The organism is Pseudomonas sp. Choline-02u-1, assembly GCF_002836515.1.
In the GTDB taxonomy this organism is placed as follows: Bacteria; Pseudomonadota; Gammaproteobacteria; order Pseudomonadales; family Pseudomonadaceae; genus Aquipseudomonas.
In genome coordinates this window covers 262,149-282,370 of record NZ_PJBC01000003.1, presented here as the reverse complement: position 1 = coordinate 282,370, position 20,222 = coordinate 262,149, and the positions used below count along the sequence as shown (strand labels likewise).

General features: G+C 59.5%; 18 protein-coding genes. 7 read left to right on the top strand and 11 right to left on the bottom strand.

Going from position 1 to position 20,222, the window contains the following annotated elements; genetic code table 11:
* Positions 1–100: 100 nt before the first annotated feature.
* Positions 101–706, bottom strand: a complete 606-nt coding sequence (locus CXF97_RS03355) for a hypothetical protein (protein ID WP_101156065.1) — start codon at positions 704–706, stop codon at positions 101–103.
* Positions 707–849: 143 nt separating this feature from the next.
* On the opposite strand from CXF97_RS03355, the gene CXF97_RS03350 reads away from it, so the two are divergent.
* Positions 850–1,641, top strand: a complete 792-nt coding sequence (locus CXF97_RS03350; protein ID WP_101156063.1) for a dienelactone hydrolase family protein — start codon at positions 850–852, stop codon at positions 1,639–1,641.
* An 83-nt stretch (positions 1,642–1,724) separates the two neighbouring features.
* Positions 1,725–2,450 carry a 4'-phosphopantetheinyl transferase gene (locus tag CXF97_RS03345; protein WP_101156416.1) on the top strand — a complete coding sequence of 242 codons (726 nt, stop codon included), beginning with the start codon at positions 1,725–1,727 and terminating at the stop codon, positions 2,448–2,450.
* Positions 2,451–2,523: 73 nt separating this feature from the next.
* Here CXF97_RS03345 and CXF97_RS03340 read toward each other — a convergent pair whose 3' ends face one another.
* Both CXF97_RS03340 and CXF97_RS03335 read right to left on the bottom strand, forming a co-directional pair.
* Positions 2,524–4,134: an ATP-binding protein gene (locus CXF97_RS03340; protein ID WP_101156061.1), complete on the bottom strand. Its 1,611-nt coding sequence runs from the start codon at positions 4,132–4,134 to the stop codon at positions 2,524–2,526.
* On the bottom strand, positions 4,131–4,853 hold the full coding sequence (locus tag CXF97_RS03335) for a response regulator (RefSeq protein ID WP_101156059.1): 723 nt from the start codon (positions 4,851–4,853) through the stop codon (positions 4,131–4,133). The genes CXF97_RS03340 and CXF97_RS03335 overlap by 4 nt, the downstream gene beginning before the upstream one ends.
* An 850-nt stretch (positions 4,854–5,703) precedes the next feature.
* Here CXF97_RS03335 and CXF97_RS03330 point away from each other — a divergent pair.
* Positions 5,704–8,598, top strand: coding sequence for a ribonucleoside-diphosphate reductase subunit alpha (locus CXF97_RS03330; protein ID WP_101156057.1), 2,895 nt, complete (start codon positions 5,704–5,706; stop codon positions 8,596–8,598).
* A gap of 881 nt (positions 8,599–9,479) precedes the next feature.
* Here the strand turns inward: CXF97_RS03330 and flgE are convergent.
* The 6 genes from flgE to CXF97_RS03300 form a co-directional block, all read right to left on the bottom strand.
* Positions 9,480–10,814, bottom strand: coding sequence for a flagellar hook protein FlgE (gene flgE / locus CXF97_RS03325; RefSeq protein WP_101156055.1), 1,335 nt, complete (start codon positions 10,812–10,814; stop codon positions 9,480–9,482).
* Positions 10,815–10,845: 31 nt separating this feature from the next.
* Positions 10,846–11,574, bottom strand: coding sequence for a flagellar hook assembly protein FlgD (gene flgD / locus CXF97_RS03320; RefSeq protein ID WP_101156054.1), 729 nt, complete (start codon positions 11,572–11,574; stop codon positions 10,846–10,848).
* A 15-nt stretch (positions 11,575–11,589) separates the two neighbouring features.
* Positions 11,590–12,033 carry a flagellar basal body rod protein FlgC gene (gene flgC, locus CXF97_RS03315; protein WP_101156052.1) on the bottom strand — a complete coding sequence of 148 codons (444 nt, stop codon included), beginning with the start codon at positions 12,031–12,033 and terminating at the stop codon, positions 11,590–11,592.
* Positions 12,034–12,036: 3 nt separating this feature from the next.
* On the bottom strand, positions 12,037–12,447 hold the full coding sequence (flgB, locus tag CXF97_RS03310) for a flagellar basal body rod protein FlgB (protein WP_101156050.1): 411 nt from the start codon (positions 12,445–12,447) through the stop codon (positions 12,037–12,039).
* Between the two features lie 275 nt (positions 12,448–12,722).
* Positions 12,723–13,550, bottom strand: coding sequence for a protein-glutamate O-methyltransferase CheR (cheR, locus tag CXF97_RS03305; protein WP_016773612.1), 828 nt, complete (start codon positions 13,548–13,550; stop codon positions 12,723–12,725).
* Between the two features lie 46 nt (positions 13,551–13,596).
* The gene (locus CXF97_RS03300; protein ID WP_101156048.1) at positions 13,597–14,529 is read right to left on the bottom strand and encodes a chemotaxis protein CheV; all 933 of its coding nucleotides are present in this window, start codon (positions 14,527–14,529) and stop codon (positions 13,597–13,599) included.
* A gap of 82 nt (positions 14,530–14,611) precedes the next feature.
* Here CXF97_RS03300 and flgA point away from each other — a divergent pair, with 82 nt between their 5' ends.
* The 4 genes from flgA to CXF97_RS03280 all read left to right on the top strand — a co-directional run bounded on the left by flgA (position 14,612) and on the right by CXF97_RS03280 (position 17,217).
* Positions 14,612–15,373, top strand: coding sequence for a flagellar basal body P-ring formation chaperone FlgA (flgA, locus tag CXF97_RS03295; RefSeq protein ID WP_101156046.1), 762 nt, complete (start codon positions 14,612–14,614; stop codon positions 15,371–15,373).
* 162 nt (positions 15,374–15,535) lie between these two features.
* Entirely contained in the window at positions 15,536–15,862 is a 327-nt protein-coding gene (gene flgM, locus CXF97_RS03290; protein ID WP_101156044.1) for a flagellar biosynthesis anti-sigma factor FlgM, read from the top strand.
* A 48-nt stretch (positions 15,863–15,910) separates the two neighbouring features.
* Positions 15,911–16,378 carry a flagella synthesis protein FlgN gene (locus tag CXF97_RS03285; RefSeq protein ID WP_101156042.1) on the top strand — a complete coding sequence of 156 codons (468 nt, stop codon included), beginning with the start codon at positions 15,911–15,913 and terminating at the stop codon, positions 16,376–16,378.
* A 92-nt stretch (positions 16,379–16,470) separates the two neighbouring features.
* Positions 16,471–17,217, top strand: coding sequence for a flagellar brake protein (locus CXF97_RS03280; RefSeq protein ID WP_101156040.1), 747 nt, complete (start codon positions 16,471–16,473; stop codon positions 17,215–17,217).
* A gap of 74 nt (positions 17,218–17,291) precedes the next feature.
* On the opposite strand, the gene CXF97_RS03275 is transcribed toward CXF97_RS03280, so the two are convergent.
* Together CXF97_RS03275 and CXF97_RS03270 are read right to left on the bottom strand one after the other, a co-directional pair.
* Positions 17,292–18,677: an MFS transporter gene (locus CXF97_RS03275; protein WP_101156038.1), complete on the bottom strand. Its 1,386-nt coding sequence runs from the start codon at positions 18,675–18,677 to the stop codon at positions 17,292–17,294.
* Between the two features lie 69 nt (positions 18,678–18,746).
* Positions 18,747–19,988 carry a glutamine synthetase family protein gene (locus CXF97_RS03270; RefSeq protein WP_178081143.1) on the bottom strand — a complete coding sequence of 414 codons (1,242 nt, stop codon included), beginning with the start codon at positions 19,986–19,988 and terminating at the stop codon, positions 18,747–18,749.
* Positions 19,989–20,222 lie beyond the last annotated feature (234 nt).

The following is a 20,222-nucleotide window of genomic DNA, read 5'->3' as shown; positions in this document are numbered from 1 at the left end:
CTTGCTCGCGAATGCGGTCATTCAGTCAACGATGATGTTGAATGAAACATCGCTTTCGCGAGCAAGCTCGCCCCCACAGGGTTTCAGGATGAATCTCTCCTTAGAAATAATAGTTGGCCGACAGATAGGTCTGCGCGCTGCTGGTCAAGCCCAGCGAGCCCTGTTTGCTGCCGCCGCTCTCCTTCATTTCGGTGCTGGCATTGCTGCGCAGGTAACGGTAACCGAGTTCCACCGAGGTGTTCTGCGAAACTTGCTGCAACACACCGACCTGGCCACCGATGGCGTAACCGATGTCTTTGTCACGGCTGAAACCTGGCGACTCCTGCGTCAGCTTGGTCAGGCCGGCCGTGGCACCCCCGAACAACTTGGTGCTGCCGCCTACCGGGTAGAACAGGTCATAGCTGCCGAGCAGATTTTCCTGGCGCAGTTTAACGCCATTGTGCGAGCCGGAAACGTTGTCATAAGTGGCGTAGTAGCGGCCCTGGCTGTTTTGCTGACCCAAGCGCATGCCGTACGTGTTGTTGCCGTCGATGGCCCCGGTGGCGTTGGGGTGGTCGAGGTTGTCATTCAACGCGTGAGACTTTTTGATCTTGTCGCTGGTCTGGCCGAAGCTCAGGCCGGCGAAGTTTGAAGTCGTGTCGGCGTGAGCCGCGATGCTGGCGCTCATTACGGTCAAAGCCAGCAGCATTTTGTTCAAACGAGTCATGGGTATTTCCTCTTTCGCGGTGCTGTTTGGATATGACGCAAGATTACTCAGCCGCCCCTGTACGGCCCCTGAACCGTCTCTGAACCTGACCTGAACCAGATCGACTAGGCTGTTCTGACCACTTCCCATCAGGAGACCCGACCATGCGCCTGTTCCTCGCCCTTGCTTTGCTGGCGGTCAGCAGCTTCACCCAGGCTGCGATCAAGACTGAAGAAATCCGTTATCAAAGCGCCGACGGCAGCAAGCTGATCGGCTACTACGCCTATGACGACGCGATCAAAGGCCAACGCCCCGGCATCGTCGTAGTTCACGAATGGTGGGGGCTGAACGATTACGCCAAGCGCCGCGCGCGCGATCTTGCCGGGCTCGGTTACAGCGCGCTGGCCATCGACATGTATGGCGAAGGCAAAAACACCGAGCATCCCAAAGACGCCATGGCTTTCATGCAGACAGCAACCAGGGATGCCGATGCGGCGAGCAAGCGGTTTGCCGCCGGGCTTGATCTGTTGAAGAAACAGGCGCAGACCGACCCGAACAAAATTGCCGCCATCGGTTATTGCTTCGGTGGCGGCGTGGTCTTGAATGCGGCGCGTCAAGGTGTGCCGCTGGCCGGTGTGGTGAGTTTCCACGGCGCGCTGGCGACCAAGACTCCGGCGACGCCGGGCAGCGTCAAGGCGAAAATCCTGGTCGAACATGGCGCGCTGGACAGCATGGTCACTCAGGACAACGTCACAGCGTTCAAGGCGGAAATGGACAAGGCCGGGGCGGACTACGCGTTCGTCAGTCTGGATGGCGCCAAGCATGGTTTCAGCAATCCCGATGCCGATCGTTTGAGCCATGGCGAACACGGTGGGCCGGACATTGGCTACAACAAGGCAGCGGACGAGAAGTCATGGGCGGACATGAAAGCGTTCTTTCAGAAAATCTTCAGCTGACTACGCCTGACCTGATCGTTCCCACGCTCGGCGTGGGAACGATCATCTCGACCTCGCCCCGACTAATCGGCAAAATGCCCGCCATGCATACCATCCCCGCCCTGCCCGCCTGCTGCACCGCGCTCGAGAGCCACTGGCCATTGCCAACGGTATTGGCCGATACCGTCCTGCTCAGCACCCACTTCGATCCGGCGCAGTTGCTTGCCGATGACTTCCAGCGCAGCGCTGTGCCGGCGCCGCCGAGCATCCAGCGCTCGGTGGCCAAGCGTCAGGCCGAGTTTCTCGCCGGGCGCGTCTGCGCCCGTGCCGCGCTGCAACAACTCGAAGGCGTCAGCTTCATCCCGCCGATCGGCGAAGACCGCGCGCCAGTGTGGCCGGCGCATGTCTGCGGCTCGATCACCCACAGCACCGGCCGCGCCGCAGCAATTGTCGCCAGCAAACAGCATTGGCGCGGCTTGGGCATGGATCTGGAAAACCTGTTGAGCCACGAGCGCGCCGAACGTCTGTCCGGGGAAATTCTCACGCCGGCGGAACTGCAGCGCATGGCGGCAGGTTCGCAGGATCAACTGGCATTGCTGGTGACTTTGACCTTTTCAGTCAAAGAGAGTCTGTTCAAGGCGCTGTACCCGATCGTGCAGCAGCGCTTTTATTTCGAGCATGCCGAGGTGCTGGAGTGGACTGAGGCAGGTCGGGTGAAACTGCGGTTGTTGACGGATTTATCCAGCGAATGGCGCAATGGTTCGGAGCTGGAAGCGCAGTTCGGCGTGCAGGATGGGCAGTTGTTGAGTCTGGTCAGCATTCAGGCCTGAGGATTTGCACTGCCTGCCATGCCCTCTTCGCGAGCGAGCTTGCTCGCGAAGGCAGCATCACGACCACCTTGACTCAGCGGCGCTCCTGATTCCTCGGCCAACTCAGGCTGAAACACGCCCCGCCCAGGCTTTTGCTCTTGCCAATGATCGCCCGGCCGTCATGCCAGTGGATGATCCGCCGCACAATCGACAGCCCCAAACCGTGCCCGCCCGAGGCGCGCGTGCGGCTGTCGTCGAGGCGCAGGAACGGCGTAAAAATCCGCTCCCACGCCACCTCAGGCACTCCCGGCCCGTCATCCTCGACGTCGATCCGACAGCGCAACTGGCCGACCTGATAACTGACGGTCACCCGGGAATGCGCATGACGCATCGCGTTGCCCACCAGATTCTGCAACGCCCGATGCAGATAGCGCGGCTCGGCCTCGACCCAGGCGCCGTCGTTGTCGGCCGATGACAGACACAAACCGCGCTGCACCGTGACCTGGGCGCGTAGCGGCGCCAATTCTTCGATTACCTGATTGACCAGCGCATCCAGGTCTATCCGTTGAAAAGTCAGCGCTGGCGAGCCCTGCTCCAGTCGTGCGTAGGTGAGCATTTCGTCGACGAGCTTATCGAGGTCTTCAATGTCGTGATCCATGCCTTCGCGGTATTTTTCCAACGCCTGCGGGGTGGTCGCCGTGCCGATCATCTCCAGACCGAAGCGCAGCCGCGCCACTGGCGTACGCAGTTCATGGGACACCGCCCGTACCAGTTCGCGCTGGATGGCCAGCAGTTGCTGCAAGTGCTCGGCCATGCCATTGAATGCGGCCGCCAAACGCCCGACCGAGTCGGCGCCGCGCGCCGGCACACGAGTTTCCAGACTGCCCTTGGCGATGCGCGTAGCGGCCGCTTCGAGGCCGCGCAAACGCCGCTCAAGCTGACGCACCAACAGATAAACGATGAGACCGATCAGGGTCAGACCCAGCGCGGCAATCAGCACCAGCCATTCCGGCGGGTATGGATTCATCTGATACAGCGGCCCGATTTCCAACACCCACGGCGTGCCGACCATGCCGGCAAATACGCGAATCGAATCGCCGCCCTTGCCCAACGCCATCACCGTGTCACCTTCGGCCACGCGGCGACTCTGATCCTCGTCCATGTCGGCGTCATTCACCGTAACCAGACGCAAGTCGAAGCCGAAGCCTTTCTCCTGCTTTATCTGCGCCAGACGTTTGGGCTGTTCGCCGACCGGCACCCGCACCAGTTCATCGGCGAGCAGGTAAATAGTTGCCCGAGCCAGTTGCTCGCTGATCTGCTGCACCTCACCGACGAGCATCATCTGTTCTTTTTCGCTGATCAGCCGATAGACCTTGGCCGCGTGTGGCCCAGTCTGTTCGACCAGCGCCTGACCGCGCAGCACACGGGTGCGCTGGGCCAGATCGAGGTCGGTTTCAGAGAACTTCTTCAGCGTCAGCGGAATACCGAGCAGCCGCTCCCACACCAACAGCGAACGATGGCGCTCGGTCTGGTTCATCGGCTGCAGGTTGTCGGCCATCAGCGAGAAAGTGCCATGCGCCAGGCGTTCGCGGTATTGCTCGCTGCGCACCTGATTGAGCAGGTTCAACGCCAGCACGCCGAGCACCGCCACCAGAATCAGCGCGGCGCACATGCCGCCGTAGATGCGCAGGAAGATCGAATTCACAGCGCCAGGTCTGCGCAGGCTTCAGGGACGAACAGGTAGCCTTTGCTGCGAATGGTCTTGATCAGACGCGGATGATCGGGGTCGTCGCCGATTTTCGGACGGATGCGTGAGATGCGCACGTCGATCGAGCGGTCCTGGCCGTCATAGCCGATGCCGCGCAATGCGGTGAAGATCTCTTCGCGCGAGAGAATCCGCCCCGCGTTGGACACCAGCAGCCAGAGCAGGTCGAACTCGGCGCTGGTCAGCTCGATGCCGTTGTCGCTCAGCCAGGCTTCGCGTAACGCGTTGTCGACCACCAGCGGACCGAATTGCAACCGCCGGGATTTTTCCGCGACCGGTTCCGGTGTGTCACTGCGTCGCAGCAACGCCTGAATCCGCGCGAGCAACAAGCGCGGGCGTACCGGTTTGCACACGTAGTCGTCGGCACCGAGGTCGAGGCCGTGAATCTGGTCGGCGTCGTCGGTACGCGCGGTGAGCATCAGGATCGGCCCGTCGTACTGGCTGCGCACCTTGCGGCAAATGCTCAGGCCATCTTCGCCGGGCAACATCAGGTCGAGGATCACCAGATCCGGTTGCTCCCTGATGATCCGCGCCGCTGCCAGCGCACCGTTGCCTTCGATCTCCACACGCAGACCATTGGCTTGCAGATAATCGCGGGTGAGCTCGGCGAGTCGCTGGTCATCCTCGACGATCAATACCTGCCAGTTTTGTTGCTCCACCGGTGACCTCTGCTTGCTGTTTTTATTGATATGTAAAGGTTTCGCTGAATGAACGCGGCCCCTGCAGGAGCTGACGAGTGAAACGAGGCTGCGATCTTTTGATCTTGAAAAATCACAATCAAAAGATGGCAGCCCTTCGGCAGCTCCTGCACGGATTCTCCCGATCATCTGTCATGTTTCGGGAGGATAAATATGCCCCTGCAGCCAGCGATTGTATAAACGCCGCTCACCCGGAAAACAAGTCGGTAAATGCGTTCGGACAAGACGAAATTCTGTGGTAGGGTTCGCGCCCTTAAAAAACCGCTGAAGCGTTTTTCCGGGCGAAAAAACAGTGACAAACGGTCTGGCTCAGCAGGTTCGCGGCCTACACGCGTTTTCCCTGTTTCTTACACAAATTACGCACAGGCTTATCCACAGGTAGTACGTTGCAATCCTCCCCTGAAACGCATTATCTTGTAGCACGGCGAAAACGCAGACCCTACATATAGGGTTTTCGGCTAAAACGCCCAACCACATTTCAGACCTGAAACTCAAGCGCTTTATGGCGGGTTTCCGGTTGAACAAGCGAGTTTTTTCAAGCCCAAACCGCACTGGCGGATGGCACCGTTTTATTTGGTCCGAAACGGACAAAACGGTATGGGTGTTGCAGTCATGACTGTCACCCGCGAAGGAATCCGGTAGCGAGCTTGTGCTTGCGACCAAAACTTCGGCAAGGATGCGGCGTTGCAGCCTTTTTCCTACTGTTCCGAAGTTTGTAATGCCGACGCCCGTCGGTTGCAGTGCTTCGGTACAGAACGGTGAGCACCATGACGGTGCCAAACAAACATAGAGAATGTGGAGACCACCCCCCATGCAAACCGACACAACTCGCGAGAACCCGCAGGGCACCTTGCCGCAGGCCGCCGATTCGAATTCGGATCTGGCAGCCACCGCGCCTGGCCAGCTGCGCGTGATCAAGCGTAATGGCACTGTCGTTCCTTACACTGACGACAAGATCACCGTCGCTATCACCAAAGCGTTCCTCGCAGTTGAGGGCGGCACCGCTGCCGCTTCGTCGCGAATCCATGACACCGTTGCGCGCCTGACCGAGCAGGTCACCGCGACCTTCAAGCGTCGCATGCCATCGGGCGGCACCATCCACATCGAAGAGATCCAGGACCAGGTCGAACTGGCCCTGATGCGTGCCGGCGAGCAGAAAGTCGCGCGTGACTACGTGATCTACCGTGACGGCCGTTCGAAAGAGCGCGCAGCGCACGCTCCTGCCGAAGCAGCCGTCAACGCGCACCCGTCGATCCGCATCACCCGCGCCGACGGCAGCCTCGCGCCGCTGGACATGGGCCGCCTGAACACCATCGTCACCGAGGCCTGCGAAGGTCTGGAAGAAGTCGACGGTGACCTGATCCAGCGCGAAACCCTGAAGAACCTGTACGACGGCGTGGCCCTGACCGACGTCAACACCGCCCTGGTAATGACCGCCCGTACGCTGGTCGAGCGCGAGCCGAACTACTCGTTCGTCACCGCCCGTTTGCTGATGGACACCCTGCGTGCCGAAGGCCTGAACTTCCTCGAAGTCGCCGAAAGCGCTACCCATCACGAAATGGCCGATCTGTACGCCAAGGCATTGCCGGCCTATATCGCCAAAGGTATCGAGTTCGAACTGCTGAACCCTGTGCTGGCCACCTTCGACCTGGAAAAACTGGGCAAGGCGATCAACCACGAGCGTGATCAGCAATTTACCTACCTGGGCCTGCAAACCCTGTACGACCGTTACTTCATCCATAAGGATGGCGTGCGCTTCGAACTGCCGCAGATCTTCTTCATGCGCGTGGCCATGGGCCTTGCGATCGAAGAGAAGCAGAAAGAAGACCGTGCGATCGAGTTCTACAACCTGCTGTCCTCGTTCGACTACATGGCTTCGACCCCGACCCTGTTCAACGCCGGTACCCTGCGTCCACAGCTGTCGAGCTGCTACCTGACCACCGTGCCGGATGACCTGTCGGGCATCTATCACGCGATCCACGACAACGCCATGCTGTCGAAATTTGCCGGCGGCCTGGGCAACGACTGGACGCCGGTTCGTGCGCTGGGTTCTTACATCAAGGGCACCAACGGCAAGTCGCAAGGCGTCGTGCCGTTCCTCAAAGTGGTGAACGACACCGCCGTGGCCGTGAACCAGGGTGGCAAGCGCAAAGGCGCTGTGTGTGCCTACCTGGAAACCTGGCACATGGACATCGAAGAGTTCATCGAGCTGCGCAAGAACACCGGTGACGATCGTCGTCGTACCCACGACATGAACACCGCCAACTGGATCCCTGACCTGTTCATGAAGCGTGTCTTCGATGACGGCAAGTGGACCCTGTTCTCGCCATCCGAAGTACCGGACCTGCACGACCTGACCGGTAAAGCCTTCGAAGAGCGTTACGAGTACTACGAAGCGCTGACCGAGTACCCGGGCAAGGTCAAGCTGTTCAAGACCATCCAGGCCAAAGACCTGTGGCGCAAGATGCTGTCCATGCTGTTCGAAACCGGCCACCCATGGTTGACCTTCAAGGACCCGTGCAACCTGCGCAGCCCGCAGCAGCACGTCGGCGTGGTCCACAGCTCGAACCTGTGCACCGAGATCACCTTGAACACCAACAAGGACGAAATCGCCGTTTGCAACCTGGGCTCGATCAACCTGCCGAACCACATCGTTGACGGCAAGCTCGATACCGCCAAGCTGCAACGCACCGTCAACACCGCCGTGCGCATGCTCGACAACGTGATCGACATCAACTACTACTCGGTGCCGCAAGCGAAGAACTCCAACTTCCGCCACCGTCCGGTCGGTCTGGGCATCATGGGCTTCCAGGACGCCTTGTACCTGCAGCACATCGCCTACGGCTCCGACGCTGCCGTCGAGTTCGCCGACAAGTCGATGGAAGCGGTCAGCTACTACGCGATCCAGGCTTCCTGCGACCTGGCCGACGAGCGCGGCGCCTACGAGACGTTCAACGGTTCGCTGTGGTCCAAAGGCATCCTGCCGCTGGATTCGCAACAGATCCTGATCGAACAGCGTGGCGAGAAGTACATTGACGTCGACCTGAAGGAAACCCTCGACTGGGCACCGGTTCGCGCCCGTGTGCAGAAAGGCATCCGTAACTCGAACATCATGGCCATCGCACCGACCGCGACCATCGCCAACATCACTGGCGTTTCGCAGTCGATCGAACCGACCTACCAGAACCTGTACGTGAAATCGAACCTGTCGGGCGAATTCACCGTGATCAACCCGTACCTGGTTCGCGACCTGAAGGCTCGCGGTCTGTGGGACTCGGTCATGATCAACGACCTGAAGTACTACGACGGCTCGGTGCAGCAGATCGAGCGTATCCCGCAGGAACTCAAAGAGCTCTACGCGACCGCGTTCGAAGTGGACACCAAGTGGATCGTTGACGCCGCCAGCCGTCGTCAGAAGTGGATCGACCAGGCCCAGTCGCTGAACCTGTACATCGCCGGCGCATCGGGCAAGAAGCTCGACGTGACCTACCGCATGGCCTGGTACCGTGGTCTGAAAACCACCTACTACCTCCGTGCCCTGGCCGCGACCAGCACCGAGAAGTCGACCATCAACACCGGTAAGCTGAACGCTGTTTCCAGCGGCGGCAACCACGGCGACGATTCGGTCCTGGCCGCTCCGGCAGGTCCGGCACCCGTGCCAAAGGCCTGCGCGATTGACGAGCCGGATTGCGAAGCTTGCCAATAAGCTGAGCTGAGATCAGGCGTTGCGAGACGCCTGATATCTCGAGAAAAAAGAAACCCCCCGACAGACTTCTGGTTTGTCGGGGGTTTTGTTTTTTTGGGGTTTGGGCTTGGGTTTGGGTGAATATCCGTTGCTGCGGTAACGGCTTCTTATGGTTTCGCTCTTACAGCGAGTCACCTTTTCAGAGACCTGGTCGTACGGTCGCTGCGCTACCACGCCCGGATCGATCCCGTAACGAAGCCCGCCGAAGGGGCGAAAGATCAAGAGCTGAAGCAAAGCAAAAGCCAGATCAAGAGCCAGATCAAAAGATCGTCCGATCGCGGCCCGAGCCTTCGGCGGCTCCTACAGTTGGATCGTGGGTATCTGGGTGAAATTGGTTGGCCGCCAGACCGCTATCGCGAGCAGGCTCGCTCCCACAAAAGCAAAAGCAAAAGCAAAGCAGCGCAGCTGCCCGCGGCGAAGCCGCCCCACTCAACAATGAGCGCAAGCTCGAGTAAGGCTTTTGATCTTGATCCACCGGCGACGTCGGAAGGCTGAGTGGAGGGATTGATCCGGGCGTGGGAGCGCAGCGACCGTCTGGCGCAGCCAGACACAGCGCAAGTAGGTGCAGCGAAGCAAACCGTAGCCGCTGCGCCCGGATCGATCCCGCAGCGAAGGGACCCGAGCCTGCGAGGGCCGAACGTAGGAGCTAGCGTTTTTTGCTTACTTTTTTTGGCGCTTGTAAAAAAGTAAGTCGCCGTCAGGCGAAACCGCCAGCCGCAGCACCGCACAAAACGGATATTCCCCCAAAACCCCAAGAACCTGGTCGGCCCAAAGGCCGCCACGGCCCCAAAAAAAAGCCCCTCAAAACCGAGGGGCCCAAAAAAACCAGTCAGAAACCCGAATCAGGTCATCTGAATAATGGTCTGCATAATCGTGCTTTGCGTCGAAATGGTCTTGGCGTTCGCCTGATAATTGCTCTGACCCTTGATCAGATCAACCAGCTCGTTGGTCAGGTTAACGTTCGATTCTTCCAGCGAGTTGGACACCACCTCACCCAACGTACCGGTCTTCGGCGCGTCGTAACCCGGAATACCCGAAGCGAAAGTCTCTTTCCAACTGGTACCGCCAACAGCCTGCAGACCCTGTTCGTTGGTAAAACTGGCCAGCGCAACCTGACCGATCGCCTTGCTCTGGTTGTTGCTGAAGTTCGCGAAAAGGGTACCGGTGCCGTCGATGGTCAGGTTGGTGATCTGGCCAGTGGCGTAACCATCCTGAGTCGGAATTGTCCGCGAAGTATCCGCGTTGTACTGAGTGGTCTTGGCCATCGAAATGGTCACGCCATTCGGGTTGGCTGCCGCGCCGTTAGGCGTGAAATCGCCATCGGTCACTGTGCCCGGCACCCAGTTGGTCAGTTTCAGATCGCTGCTGATGATCGGGTTGGCGGGATCCGCCGGGTCAGGCGTGCTTACCTGAACCAGCTTGCCGGAACTGTCAAACGACAGCGTCGAAGCAACCGGCGCAGTGGTCACCGGGTTGCTGCCGGTAGCGTCCGGATTACGGCCATCAACCAGGGTGTAAACCTTCCAGGTGTTTTCGCCACTCTTGACCATGTACTGGTCCATGACGTGGGAGTTGCCCTGAGTGTCATAGATCGGTGTGCTGAACGACTTGGTATAAGTCTCAGGCTTCGACGGATCGAACTTGACGGCGCCGGTACCGGTGTCGACGATCACTGGCGCCGACGAATTCAAGTTGATGCTCGAGGTCACCGAAGAGGACGACTTCGGCGCCAGGTTCGACGTGTCGATCTTAAGGTCAGTCAACACACCGTTGAGGATTTTGCCGTTGGCATCCACACCGTAACCCTGCAGACGCGAGGTGTAGTTGGTGTTGGTGATGTAACCGGCGTTGTCGACCTTGAAGGTACCGGCACGGGTGTACGAGATCGAGCCGTTGTTGCTCATGGTGAAGAAGCCGGAACCGTTGATGCCCATGTCCAGCACGTTGCCAGTGTTGTTGATGTCACCCTGGGTGAACTGCTGGGAAACGTTGGCCAGGCGCACGCCGTTGCCGATGACTTTGCTGCCGCTGCCCAGACGAGTCGACGAATACACGTCTTCGAATTCTGCGCGCGAGGATTTGAAACCGGCGGTGGCGACGTTGGCGATGTTGTTGCCGGTCACGTCGAGTTGTTTGTTGGCGGCATAGAGACCGCTAAGGCCGATGTTAAAAGACATGTTCCACTCCTTCGTGCCGGGTTAGTCGGCTCTATATACCAATGGTTTGTACTTTGGACAGGGCAACGGTGCCCTTGCCGGCCAGGTTGAGCATCAGCTCGCCACCGGTCTGGCTGATCGTCACGCTGTTGACGGTCGCTGGCAGGTAGGTCGCCAGGTCAGTCGCGGTGCCGTTGATCGGTGCGTTGGCCTTGAACGTGTAAGTGCCGACCGGAACCACGGTGCCGGCGGTGTCCTTGCCGTCCCAGGTGAAACTGGCATCGCCGGCAGCGCGGCTGCCCAGGTCGATGGTGCGCACGGCTTTGCCGTCCTTGTCGGTAATGGTCACGGTGCCGGCGGCAATCGTCGAAGGCACGGTGACCGAACCGGTCAGGCCTTTGCTCGGGTCGTCGAGCTGGGCGGTATTGGTCTGCACGATCACGTTGCGACCAACCAGCGACGACGCTTGCAGCGCCTGCGACGAGTTGTAGTTGCCGGCAAGGCCACTGACCGTGGAGTTCAGCGTGGTGATGCCTTCCAGGCTGCTGAACTGCGCCAACTGCGCGACGAAAGCGCTGTTGTCCTGCGGGTCGAGCGGGTTCTGGTTTTTCAGCTGGGTGACCAGCAATTGCAGGAAAGCATCCTTGCCCAACGCCTGGCCGCCGGTGGCACTGTCGGTCGCCGAAGCGATGCCGCCGGAGGTGGTGCCGCTGGCCTTCTTCGACGAGTTGGCCAGGATGTCGTTCATGCTCAGGCTGCTGGTGGTATCCGTAACGCTCATGGCAGTCGCCCCTTATTACTGACCGAGGGTCAGTACCTTCTGCATCATGTTTTTGGCGGTGTTCATCATTTCGGCGTTGGTCTGGAACGAGCGGCTCGCGGAAATCATGTCAGCCATTTCTTCCACCACGTTGACGTTCGGGTAGTAGACGTAGCCCTTGGCGTCGGCGGCCGGATGGTTCGGCTCGTAGCGCGCTTCGAGGTTGCTGTCATCCTCGACCACGCCCAACACCTGAACACCCTGACCGGCCGCGTCCTGGTTCTGGAACAGCGAGTTGCTGCCGCCGGCCTGGCCGCCCTGGAACATGGTGGCAAACACCGGGTGGCGGGCGCGGTAGGTCTGGTCGATGCTCGAGGAAACGGTTTCGGCGTTGGCGATGTTCGAGGCGACGGTATTCAGACGCGTGGTCTGCGCGCTCATGCCGCTGCCGGCAATGTTGAAAACGCTGGACAGGGACATGGATTATTCTCCGCGCAGGGCTGACACCAGCCCTTTGAATTTGCTGTTGAGCAAGGTGAAGCTGGCCTGGAAGCCGACGGCGTTTTCCGCGTAGTTCGACTGTTCCAGTTGAGCGTCAACGGTGTTCTGGTCGATCGAAGGCTGCATCGGCGTGCGATACATCAGCGACTCGTCGCCATTGCCCAGCCCTTCAGCTTCGATGTGACGGCTGTTGGTCATGTTCAGGGCAAAGTGGCCGCCGGTCCTGGTCTTCTCGGTCTGTGCTTCGAGCACTTTGGAGAATTCCAGATCCCGCGCCTTGTAGTTCGGGGTGTCGGCGTTGGCGATGTTGTTGGCCAGCACTTCGGCACGCTGGGCGCGGAAGCCCAATGCCTTTTCGTGAATGCCCAGCGCTTTGTCGAAGCTGATGCTCATGTCGGGAACCTTCAGGTGACCGGTTTTTCGTAACTGAGCTTTAGCAAGCGCCGTGCCAAATGGGCAAAGTCCCGTATTCCGGGGCTTTGCGCCAAACAGGCAAAGCGGCAATGCCAGAAAAGCGGCAACCGGTTTCCGCCGTATGCCGCTTTTCTGCCGCTGTCGCCTGCCAACACCGAACCTGTAGGAGCTGCCGAAGGCTCGGGGTGCGGTGTCAGGCAAAAAAAACGGGAGGCCTTTGAGGGCCTCCCGTTTTTTGTATTGCCGCGAACCGGTTATTTCGCCTTGTAGATAATCCCCGGGCTGCACTGAACCATCTGGTAATGATCCGGCAAACCGTTCAGCGCTTCGGAAGCACCGAGGAACAGATACCCGCCCGGCTTCAACGTGCTGTGAATGCGCAACAGGATGTCCTTCTTCACTTCGGCAGAGAAGTAGATCAGCACGTTGCGGCAGAACACGATGTCGAACTTGCCCAGCGCTGCGTAGCTGTCGAGCAGGTTGAACGAGCGGAACTCCACCCGGCTCTTGATCGGCGCCTTGACCACCCAGCGACCCGGCCCTTTCGGGTCGAAATAGCGTTGCAGGCGTTCCGGCGACAGGCCGCGACCGATCGCCAGGCTGTCGTACTCGCCGGTCTTGCAGTTGTTGAGCATCAGGCCCGACAGATCGGTGGCAACGATTTGCACGCCCATCTTCAACTGACCAAGGTTGCTGCGCTCGAACTCGTCGATCGACATCGACAGCGAATAGGGTTCCTGCCCCGACGAGCAGGCCGCCGACCAGATGCGCAAACGCTGGTTGGGACTGGCCTTGATCGCTTCCGGCAGTACCTTGTTCTTCAAGACTTCAAACGGATAGGTGTCGCGAAACCACAGGGTTTCGTTGGTCGTCATGGCATCGACCACCTGCTCGCGCAAACCGCTGCGCGGCTGGGTCTGGATGCGCTGCACCAGCTCACCCAGCGACTTGATGCCTTGCTGCTCCATCAGTTTGTTGAGACGGCTGGAGACCAGATACTGCTTGTTTTCACCGAGCAAAATGCCACAGGCCTTTTCCAGGAAGACCCGGAACTGTTCGAAATCCAAATTACCCGTAGACAATGGTGCCGCCTCTTAAATCGTGTTGAACACCAGGAGCAGAAGGCCCCTAGCTGATATCTGCTGCTTTGATCCGGTCGACTACCCGGGATGCGAGGTCATCAGGACGGAATTTGGCCAGAAAGTCATCAGCGCCGACTTTCTTCACCATCGCCTGATTGAATACCCCCGACAACGAAGTATGCAGGATGATATGGAGCTTTTGCATGCGTGCGTCGCCGCGGATTTCCGCCGTCAGGGTGTACCCGTCCATCTCCGGCATCTCGATGTCGGAAATCATCATCAGGAACTCTTCTTCCGGCTTCTTGCCCTCGTCGACCAGCTTGCGCAGGTAATCCAGCGCCTGCTTGCCGTCGTTCAGCGCCACCACCTCGACACCGATGGTCTGCAGACAACGCGTGACCTGCTTGCGCGCCACCGACGAGTCATCGACCGTCAGCACCCGCAGCGACAACGCCTTGGTCTGCGTTTCGACATCGACCACGCCCACCGAGATCGCTTCCGGCGTCGGTGCCACTTCGGCCAGCACCTTCTCGACGTCGATGATTTCGACCAGCTGGTTGTCGACCCGAGTCACCGCGGTCAGGTAGTGATCGCGACCGGTACCCTTGGGCGGCGGATGGATCTCTTCCCAGTTCATGTTGACGATGCGCTCCACCGAGCGGACCAGGAAACCCTGGGTCTTGGTGTTGTACTCCGTGATGATCACGAACGGGTTTTTCTTGTCTTTCAACGCACCGGAGCCCGTTGCCATTGCCAGATCCAGGATCGGAATGGTCGCTCCCCGTATATTCGCCACCCCGCACACGACAGGACTGGACTTGGGCATCAATGTCAGTGACGGGCATTGCAACACTTCCCGTACCTTGAACACGTTGATCCCGTAGAGCTGCGGCCCGTCGAGACGGAACAACAGCAGCTCGAGGCGATTCTGCCCTACCAGTTGCGTGCGCTGGTTCACCGAATCCATTACACCAGCCATGCCCAGACTCCTACACCAACGCCAAGTGTTGTTGCGACGCACATTCATTGCTAAACGGCACGGCGCTTGCTTTTTAACTCGTATGAACGCTCAAACGACATTTTCCCGACGCCTGACATCCTCCCTTCGCAAAGGGCTTTGCGCGGTGTCCGCCGTTTGCTGCTTGCTTGCTGGCAGTCCTGCCAATGCAGATGCGGTTACCTTGCCTGATATGCTTATCGGCGTGACTCAGGGCTTTCTTGAATTCACCGTAGAAGACTATTTGGCTTCCAGTCAAACCGAAGGCCGCTACGAAATCGAAGTCAACCAGCTCGACCCGCGCATGCGCATGCCCATGTGCGACAAGGAATTGACAGCCACCCTCGAGAGCCCGGCGCGACCATTGGGCCGCGTTACGGTGAAGGTCCGCTGCGAAGGCAGCTCGCCATGGACGGTGTTCGTGCCCGCTCAAGTCCGCCTGTTTCGCGAGATCGTGACCACCACTCGCCCGCTGAAACGCGCCGGCATTATCCAGCCGCAGGATGTGACCCTGCGTGAGCGCGACGTCAGCACGATCAATCAGGGTTTCCTGACCTCGGTCGACGAAGCGATCGGGCAAAAATTGACCCGACCAACGGTAGCCGATCAGGTCATCACGCTGGTGCATCTGGAGCAGGCCGAAGTCGTGCGTAAGGGCGACCAGGTGGTGATCACTGCGCGTAGCGGCACCCTCGCCGTACGCATGCCGGGGGAAGCACTCTCCAATGGCGGCATGAAAGAACAGATTCGAGTAAAAAACCTTAATTCTCAAAGAGTTATCAAGGCGCAGGTGATTGCGCCGGGACAGGTCGAAGTGGCCATGTAAAAGCCTCGCGGAGAAAACTGGCGCCGATCCCGTCGCTTCCCTAAACTGTGCCGCAGCAGGTCTCGCAACGGCGCATGCAAGCTTATGGTTGATTGGGCCTAAAGTTTTTCAGGGGATAGCCGAAAACATGGCAAGCGTCCAAATTCCCAGAGGTTTTTTATCATGGTTATCGATTTCAACCGATTGAACAGTTCCTCGTCACTAACCGGCAGCACACGTACCAGCAACGCCAAGGAAAGCGCTGAAAACAGCCCCTCCGCGCCGCTGAATACCCAGGCCGAACAGGCCAATGCCGCCAAAAGCGGGGAGTCGGTACACCTCAGCAATGAGGCTCAACAGTTGCAGAAGGTCACTGACAAGCTGCGCGATCAGCCTGCTGTCGACAAAGCCCGCGTGGCCGAGTTGAAAGCCGCGATTGCCGATGGCAGCTATAAAGTCGACAGCAACCGTGTAGCCAGCAAACTGCTCAACTTCGAAGCCCAGCGCTAGGCTTTTGCCGGCGCCAGGCTTTTGGACGCTTAAACCCCAAGGCCAGCCATGCACGACACTAACTTATTGCAACTGATCAACGACGACTTTGCTCCAGCGCAACAATTGCTGGAGTTATTGCAAACCGAATCCCTCGCTTTGCATGGTCGTGACATGCCGCTGCTGGAAGACATTCTGGCGACCAAGCAAGCGTTGATCATTCTGCTCGAGCAGCATGGCCGCAAGCGCAGCGAAATCCTCGCCAGCCTCAACCTGCCGACCGATCGCAGCGGGCTTGAGCAACTGGCCAGCCAATCGAGTATTGGCGAGCAGTTGCTGGCTCAGGGCGATGCACTGACCGCGCTGATTGCGCAGTGCCAGGCCGCCAACGTCAAGAACGGCCAGTCGATCCAGATCCAGCAGGCGACCACGGCCAATCAGCTGAAGATCCTCACCGGCGGTGAGCCGCCAGCGCTGTACGACGCCAGCGGGACCTTCGCCAAACCGGTCAAGCCGCGTACGCTCAGCCAGGCATGAGCCATTCGGTGGCCCTGCACTATCCACCTGCGCAACATGCTGGCAAAATACTGGCCAGTTGTAGTCTTATTTTGTCTGGAGATTGAAGAACCGTGTCCAACACCCTAAGCGCGGATGATGCTCCGCAGCCTCCGAAGGTGCTCACCACGCCCCTGGAAATCTCCAGCAACCTGCGCCAGCTGCAAGACAGCCATGATCCGCTGATCATTACCTTCCATGAACGCAGCCAGCGTTTTCAGAGTTACCTGATCAAGGTCGACCGTGAAACCGCAACCATTGCACTCGACGAAATGATTCCGCGCGATGGCGAGCGTTTCCTGCAGGCTGGCGAACCGTTCAAGGTCGAAGGCTTTCATGACGGCGTACGCATTGCCTGGGAATGCAACGGCACGCTGAACATCGAAGAATCCGAGGGCGACCGCTTCTACACCGGCGACCTGCCGAGCGAAGTGGTCTACCACCAGCGCCGCAATGCCTTCCGCGCCGCGCTGAAACTCACCGATCTGGTCAGCGTTGAATTGGGCGGGGAAAAGCTCAAGGTCCCTCTGCACGGCAAGCTGCTGGATATCTCCGCCACCGGGTGCAAATTCCGTTTTGAAGGCGATATCACAGATCGCCTGCAACTGGGCCAGGTCTACGATCGCCTGATCGCTCCGCCGCTGTTCGGCAACCAGCCAACGTCGGTCGAGCTGCGCTATTTGCACTTCGAAGAAAAACTCAACATCACCTTCGCGGGTCTGCGCTTCCACAACATCAGTGGTCAGGCTGCGCGCAACGTCGAGCGTTTTGTTTATCAGTTGCAGCGTGAAGCACGGCGTTTCGACAAAGACGACCTCTGATTCGCAGCGACCAATAAAAAGGGCAGCCCTTCACAGGACTGCCCTTTTTTATGCGCCAATCTTTTACGTGAACTTCAGGGCCTGCCGCCGCTGATATCCGGCGCAGGTTTGTCATCGACGCTGTCCAGATCGGATTCGGCCACTGCTTCCGGCTGGGCGACGGGTTCGGGTTCCGGCTCAGGATTTGTTGGCGCCGGGTCCTGCACCATCTGCTCCTGCACCACCTGCTCATCGACACGCGGGTCAAGCGCCGCTACCAGCGGCGAGCTCGACATGCTGTCCGGCATCGCCACGTGATGCAGCGGTGCGTCGTCGACCTGGTGCAGGTTGGTGACCGCTTTCGGGCGAATCCGCCAGACCAGCACCAACGCAAAGAAACTGAAGAACGCGTACAGGCTCTGACTGCCGAGAAACTTCATCAGCACACCCGCGAGCAGCGGCCCGATGCTCGCGCCAACACCATAAGTCACCAGCAACATGGCGGTCAGCGATACGCGCCGATCACCTTCGACGTGGTCATTAGAGAACGCCACCGCCAGCGGATACAGACAGAACTGCACCAGCGAACAGAAAAAGCCGACAACAAACAGCACCTCCAGCGGCACCTGCGGCATGATCGCCAACGGCAACGCCGCCACCGCCAGAAACCCGGCAAAGCAGCGAATCAGCAGCGCGCGGTCATAACGGTCGGACAACCAGCCCAACGGCCACTGCACCAGCAGACCGGCAAAAATGCAGCTACCCATGAACAGACCGACCTGCTCGGTCGACAGCCCCTGCTGCGAGGCATACAGCGGCGCCAGACCATAAAACGAACCGATGATCAGACCGGCACCGAGCACCGTGCTCAGCGATTGCGGCACACGTTTGATGAAGAAGCGCGGCTCCATCGGCGCCGGATGCAGTGGCGCTGGGTGAATCCGTCGGGTCAACGTCACCGGCACAAGACACAGGGCAAAGCACAGCGCCACCAGCATCAGCAGTTCCAGCCCGAGGCCGGGGTGCATGACCAGAATCAGCTGGCCCAGCACCAGGCCCAGATACGAAGCGATCATGTAGCCGCTGAACACCAGCCCGCGTTGATTGGCGTCGGCCTGCTCGTTGAGCCAGCTCTCGATAACCATGTACTGGCACATCATGCCCAGACCGACGATTGTCCGCAGCACCAGCCACGCCGGCAGCCAATCCACCAGGCCATGGCCGAGCACCGCTGCGCCGACGATCCCGGCACACGCCGAGTACGCACGGATATGCCCGACCCGGGCGATCAGGCGATGGCCGATCTTGCCGCCCAGCACCAGACCGAAATAGTTGGCCGCCATCAGCGCACCGACCCACAGCCCGTCGACATTGTCGGCAGCCAGACGCAAAGCCAGATAAGTAGAGAGAAGGCCTGAGCCGATCAACATCATCAGCGAGGCGAAATACAGCGCTCGAAAGGATTTCCAGATTTGGCGCATCGGCGTTCCGAGCGGCTCCTTGCAGTGAATACCGGGCAGTCAGAACGACCGCCCGATGGCAGCAAAACGTCAGGCCTGGGCGGCCAGCACACGGCGCTCCCAGGGAGTGATTTCATCAAAGAAGCTGGTCAACTCCATGGTCTTCGAAGCGATGTAGCCTTCGATGAACTCCGATCCGAACAGTTCCCTCGCCAACTGGCTACGTTTCAGACGTTCAAGCGCGGCGTGCAAGGTACACGGCAACGCCAGATTATCGGGCACCGCAAATTCGCCCTGGATCGCTGCGCTCGGCTCCAACTCCTGCTCGATGCCGTGCAAACCCGCCGCCAGACTGGCGGCGATGGCCAGATAAGGATTGGCGTCGGCGCCCGGCAAGCGGTTTTCGACCCGACGTGCGGCCGGCGAACTGGCGGGAATACGCAAGCCGGCGGCGCGATTGTCGTGGGACCAACAGGCATTGTTCGGCGACGCGTACGGATGACACAGGCGCTGATAGGAGTTCACGTTGGGTGCGAATAGTGCGGTGAAATCGGCGAGGCCTGCCTGTTGCCCGCCGATGAAGTGGCGGAACATGGCGGTCGGCTCACCATTGGCGTCAGTGAAGACATTCCTGCCGCTGCCGATTTCGACGATGCTTTGATGAATATGCATCGAACTGCCCGGCGTGTGCGCCAACGGTTTGGCCATGCACACCACGGTCAGGCCATGCTTGAGCGCGACTTCTTTGAGCAGGTGCTTGAACAGGAACGTCTGGTCGGCCAGCAGCAGCGGATCGCCGTGCAGCAGATTGATCTCGAACTGGCTGACGCCCATTTCGTGCATGAAGGTGTCGCGCGGCAGGCCGAGAGCGGCCATGCATTTATACACTTCGCTGAAGAATGGCCGCAGACCGTTATTGGAACTGACGCTGAACGCCGACTGACCATCCTCGCGACGGCCGTCGAGACCAACCGGCGGACGGAACGGCTGAGTCGGATCGGTGTTCGGTGCGAAGACAAAAAACTCCAGCTCGGTCGCCACTACCGGCGCCAGCCCGTGCGCGGCATAACGGGCGATAACCGCCTTGAGCTGGCCACGGGTCGAGAGGCTGGAGCTCTCCCCGCTCAGTTCGTCGGCGTCGCAAATTGCCATGGCGCGCGGCTCGTCGCTCCAGGGCAGACGATGAATCTGCGCAGGGTCGGCGACCAGCGCCAGATCGCCGTCATCGCTGCCGTAAAAACGCGCCGGCGGATAACCGCCCATGATGCATTGCAGCAGCACACCGCGCGCCAACTGCAAACGCCGCCCTTCGAGGAAACCCTCAGCGGTCATCACCTTGCCCCGTGGCACACCGTTCAGATCCGGGGTGACACATTCAATCTCATCAATGCCGGTCAATCGCTGCGCGAGTGAACCCTGGCCATCGGTTGTCATGACGCAATCCTTGTTGTTGTGCGAGCCGCGAACGGCGACCCGGACAAAATAGGCTTCGCCTGTTCGGAATATCAAGCAGCGCCCACAAAAATCCCGATCATGTGCAGGAGCCGTAGGAGCTGCGTAGGAGCT

Bases quoted from the DNA above. Each gene is read 5' to 3' on its own strand.
- CXF97_RS03285 (WP_101156042.1), top strand. From the start codon at position 15,911: ATGCACGACACTAACTTATTGCAACTGATCAACGACGACTTTGCTCCA.
- flgB (WP_101156050.1), bottom strand. From the start codon at position 12,447: ATGAGCATCAGCTTCGACAAAGCGCTGGGCATTCACGAAAAGGCATTG.
- CXF97_RS03300 (WP_101156048.1), bottom strand. From the start codon at position 14,529: ATGGCTGGTGTAATGGATTCGGTGAACCAGCGCACGCAACTGGTAGGG.
- CXF97_RS03270 (WP_178081143.1), bottom strand. From the start codon at position 19,988: ATGACCGCTGAGGGTTTCCTCGAAGGGCGGCGTTTGCAGTTGGCGCGC.
- CXF97_RS03355 (WP_101156065.1), bottom strand. From the start codon at position 706: ATGACTCGTTTGAACAAAATGCTGCTGGCTTTGACCGTAATGAGCGCC.
- flgE (WP_101156055.1), bottom strand. From the start codon at position 10,814: ATGTCTTTTAACATCGGCCTTAGCGGTCTCTATGCCGCCAACAAACAA.
- flgM (WP_101156044.1), top strand. From the start codon at position 15,536: ATGGTTATCGATTTCAACCGATTGAACAGTTCCTCGTCACTAACCGGC.
- CXF97_RS03350 (WP_101156063.1), top strand. From the start codon at position 850: ATGCGCCTGTTCCTCGCCCTTGCTTTGCTGGCGGTCAGCAGCTTCACC.
- CXF97_RS03330 (WP_101156057.1), top strand. From the start codon at position 5,704: ATGCAAACCGACACAACTCGCGAGAACCCGCAGGGCACCTTGCCGCAG.
- flgD (WP_101156054.1), bottom strand. From the start codon at position 11,574: ATGAGCGTTACGGATACCACCAGCAGCCTGAGCATGAACGACATCCTG.
- flgC (WP_101156052.1), bottom strand. From the start codon at position 12,033: ATGTCCCTGTCCAGCGTTTTCAACATTGCCGGCAGCGGCATGAGCGCG.
- CXF97_RS03275 (WP_101156038.1), bottom strand. From the start codon at position 18,677: ATGCGCCAAATCTGGAAATCCTTTCGAGCGCTGTATTTCGCCTCGCTG.
- CXF97_RS03345 (WP_101156416.1), top strand. From the start codon at position 1,725: ATGCATACCATCCCCGCCCTGCCCGCCTGCTGCACCGCGCTCGAGAGC.
- flgA (WP_101156046.1), top strand. From the start codon at position 14,612: ATGAACGCTCAAACGACATTTTCCCGACGCCTGACATCCTCCCTTCGC.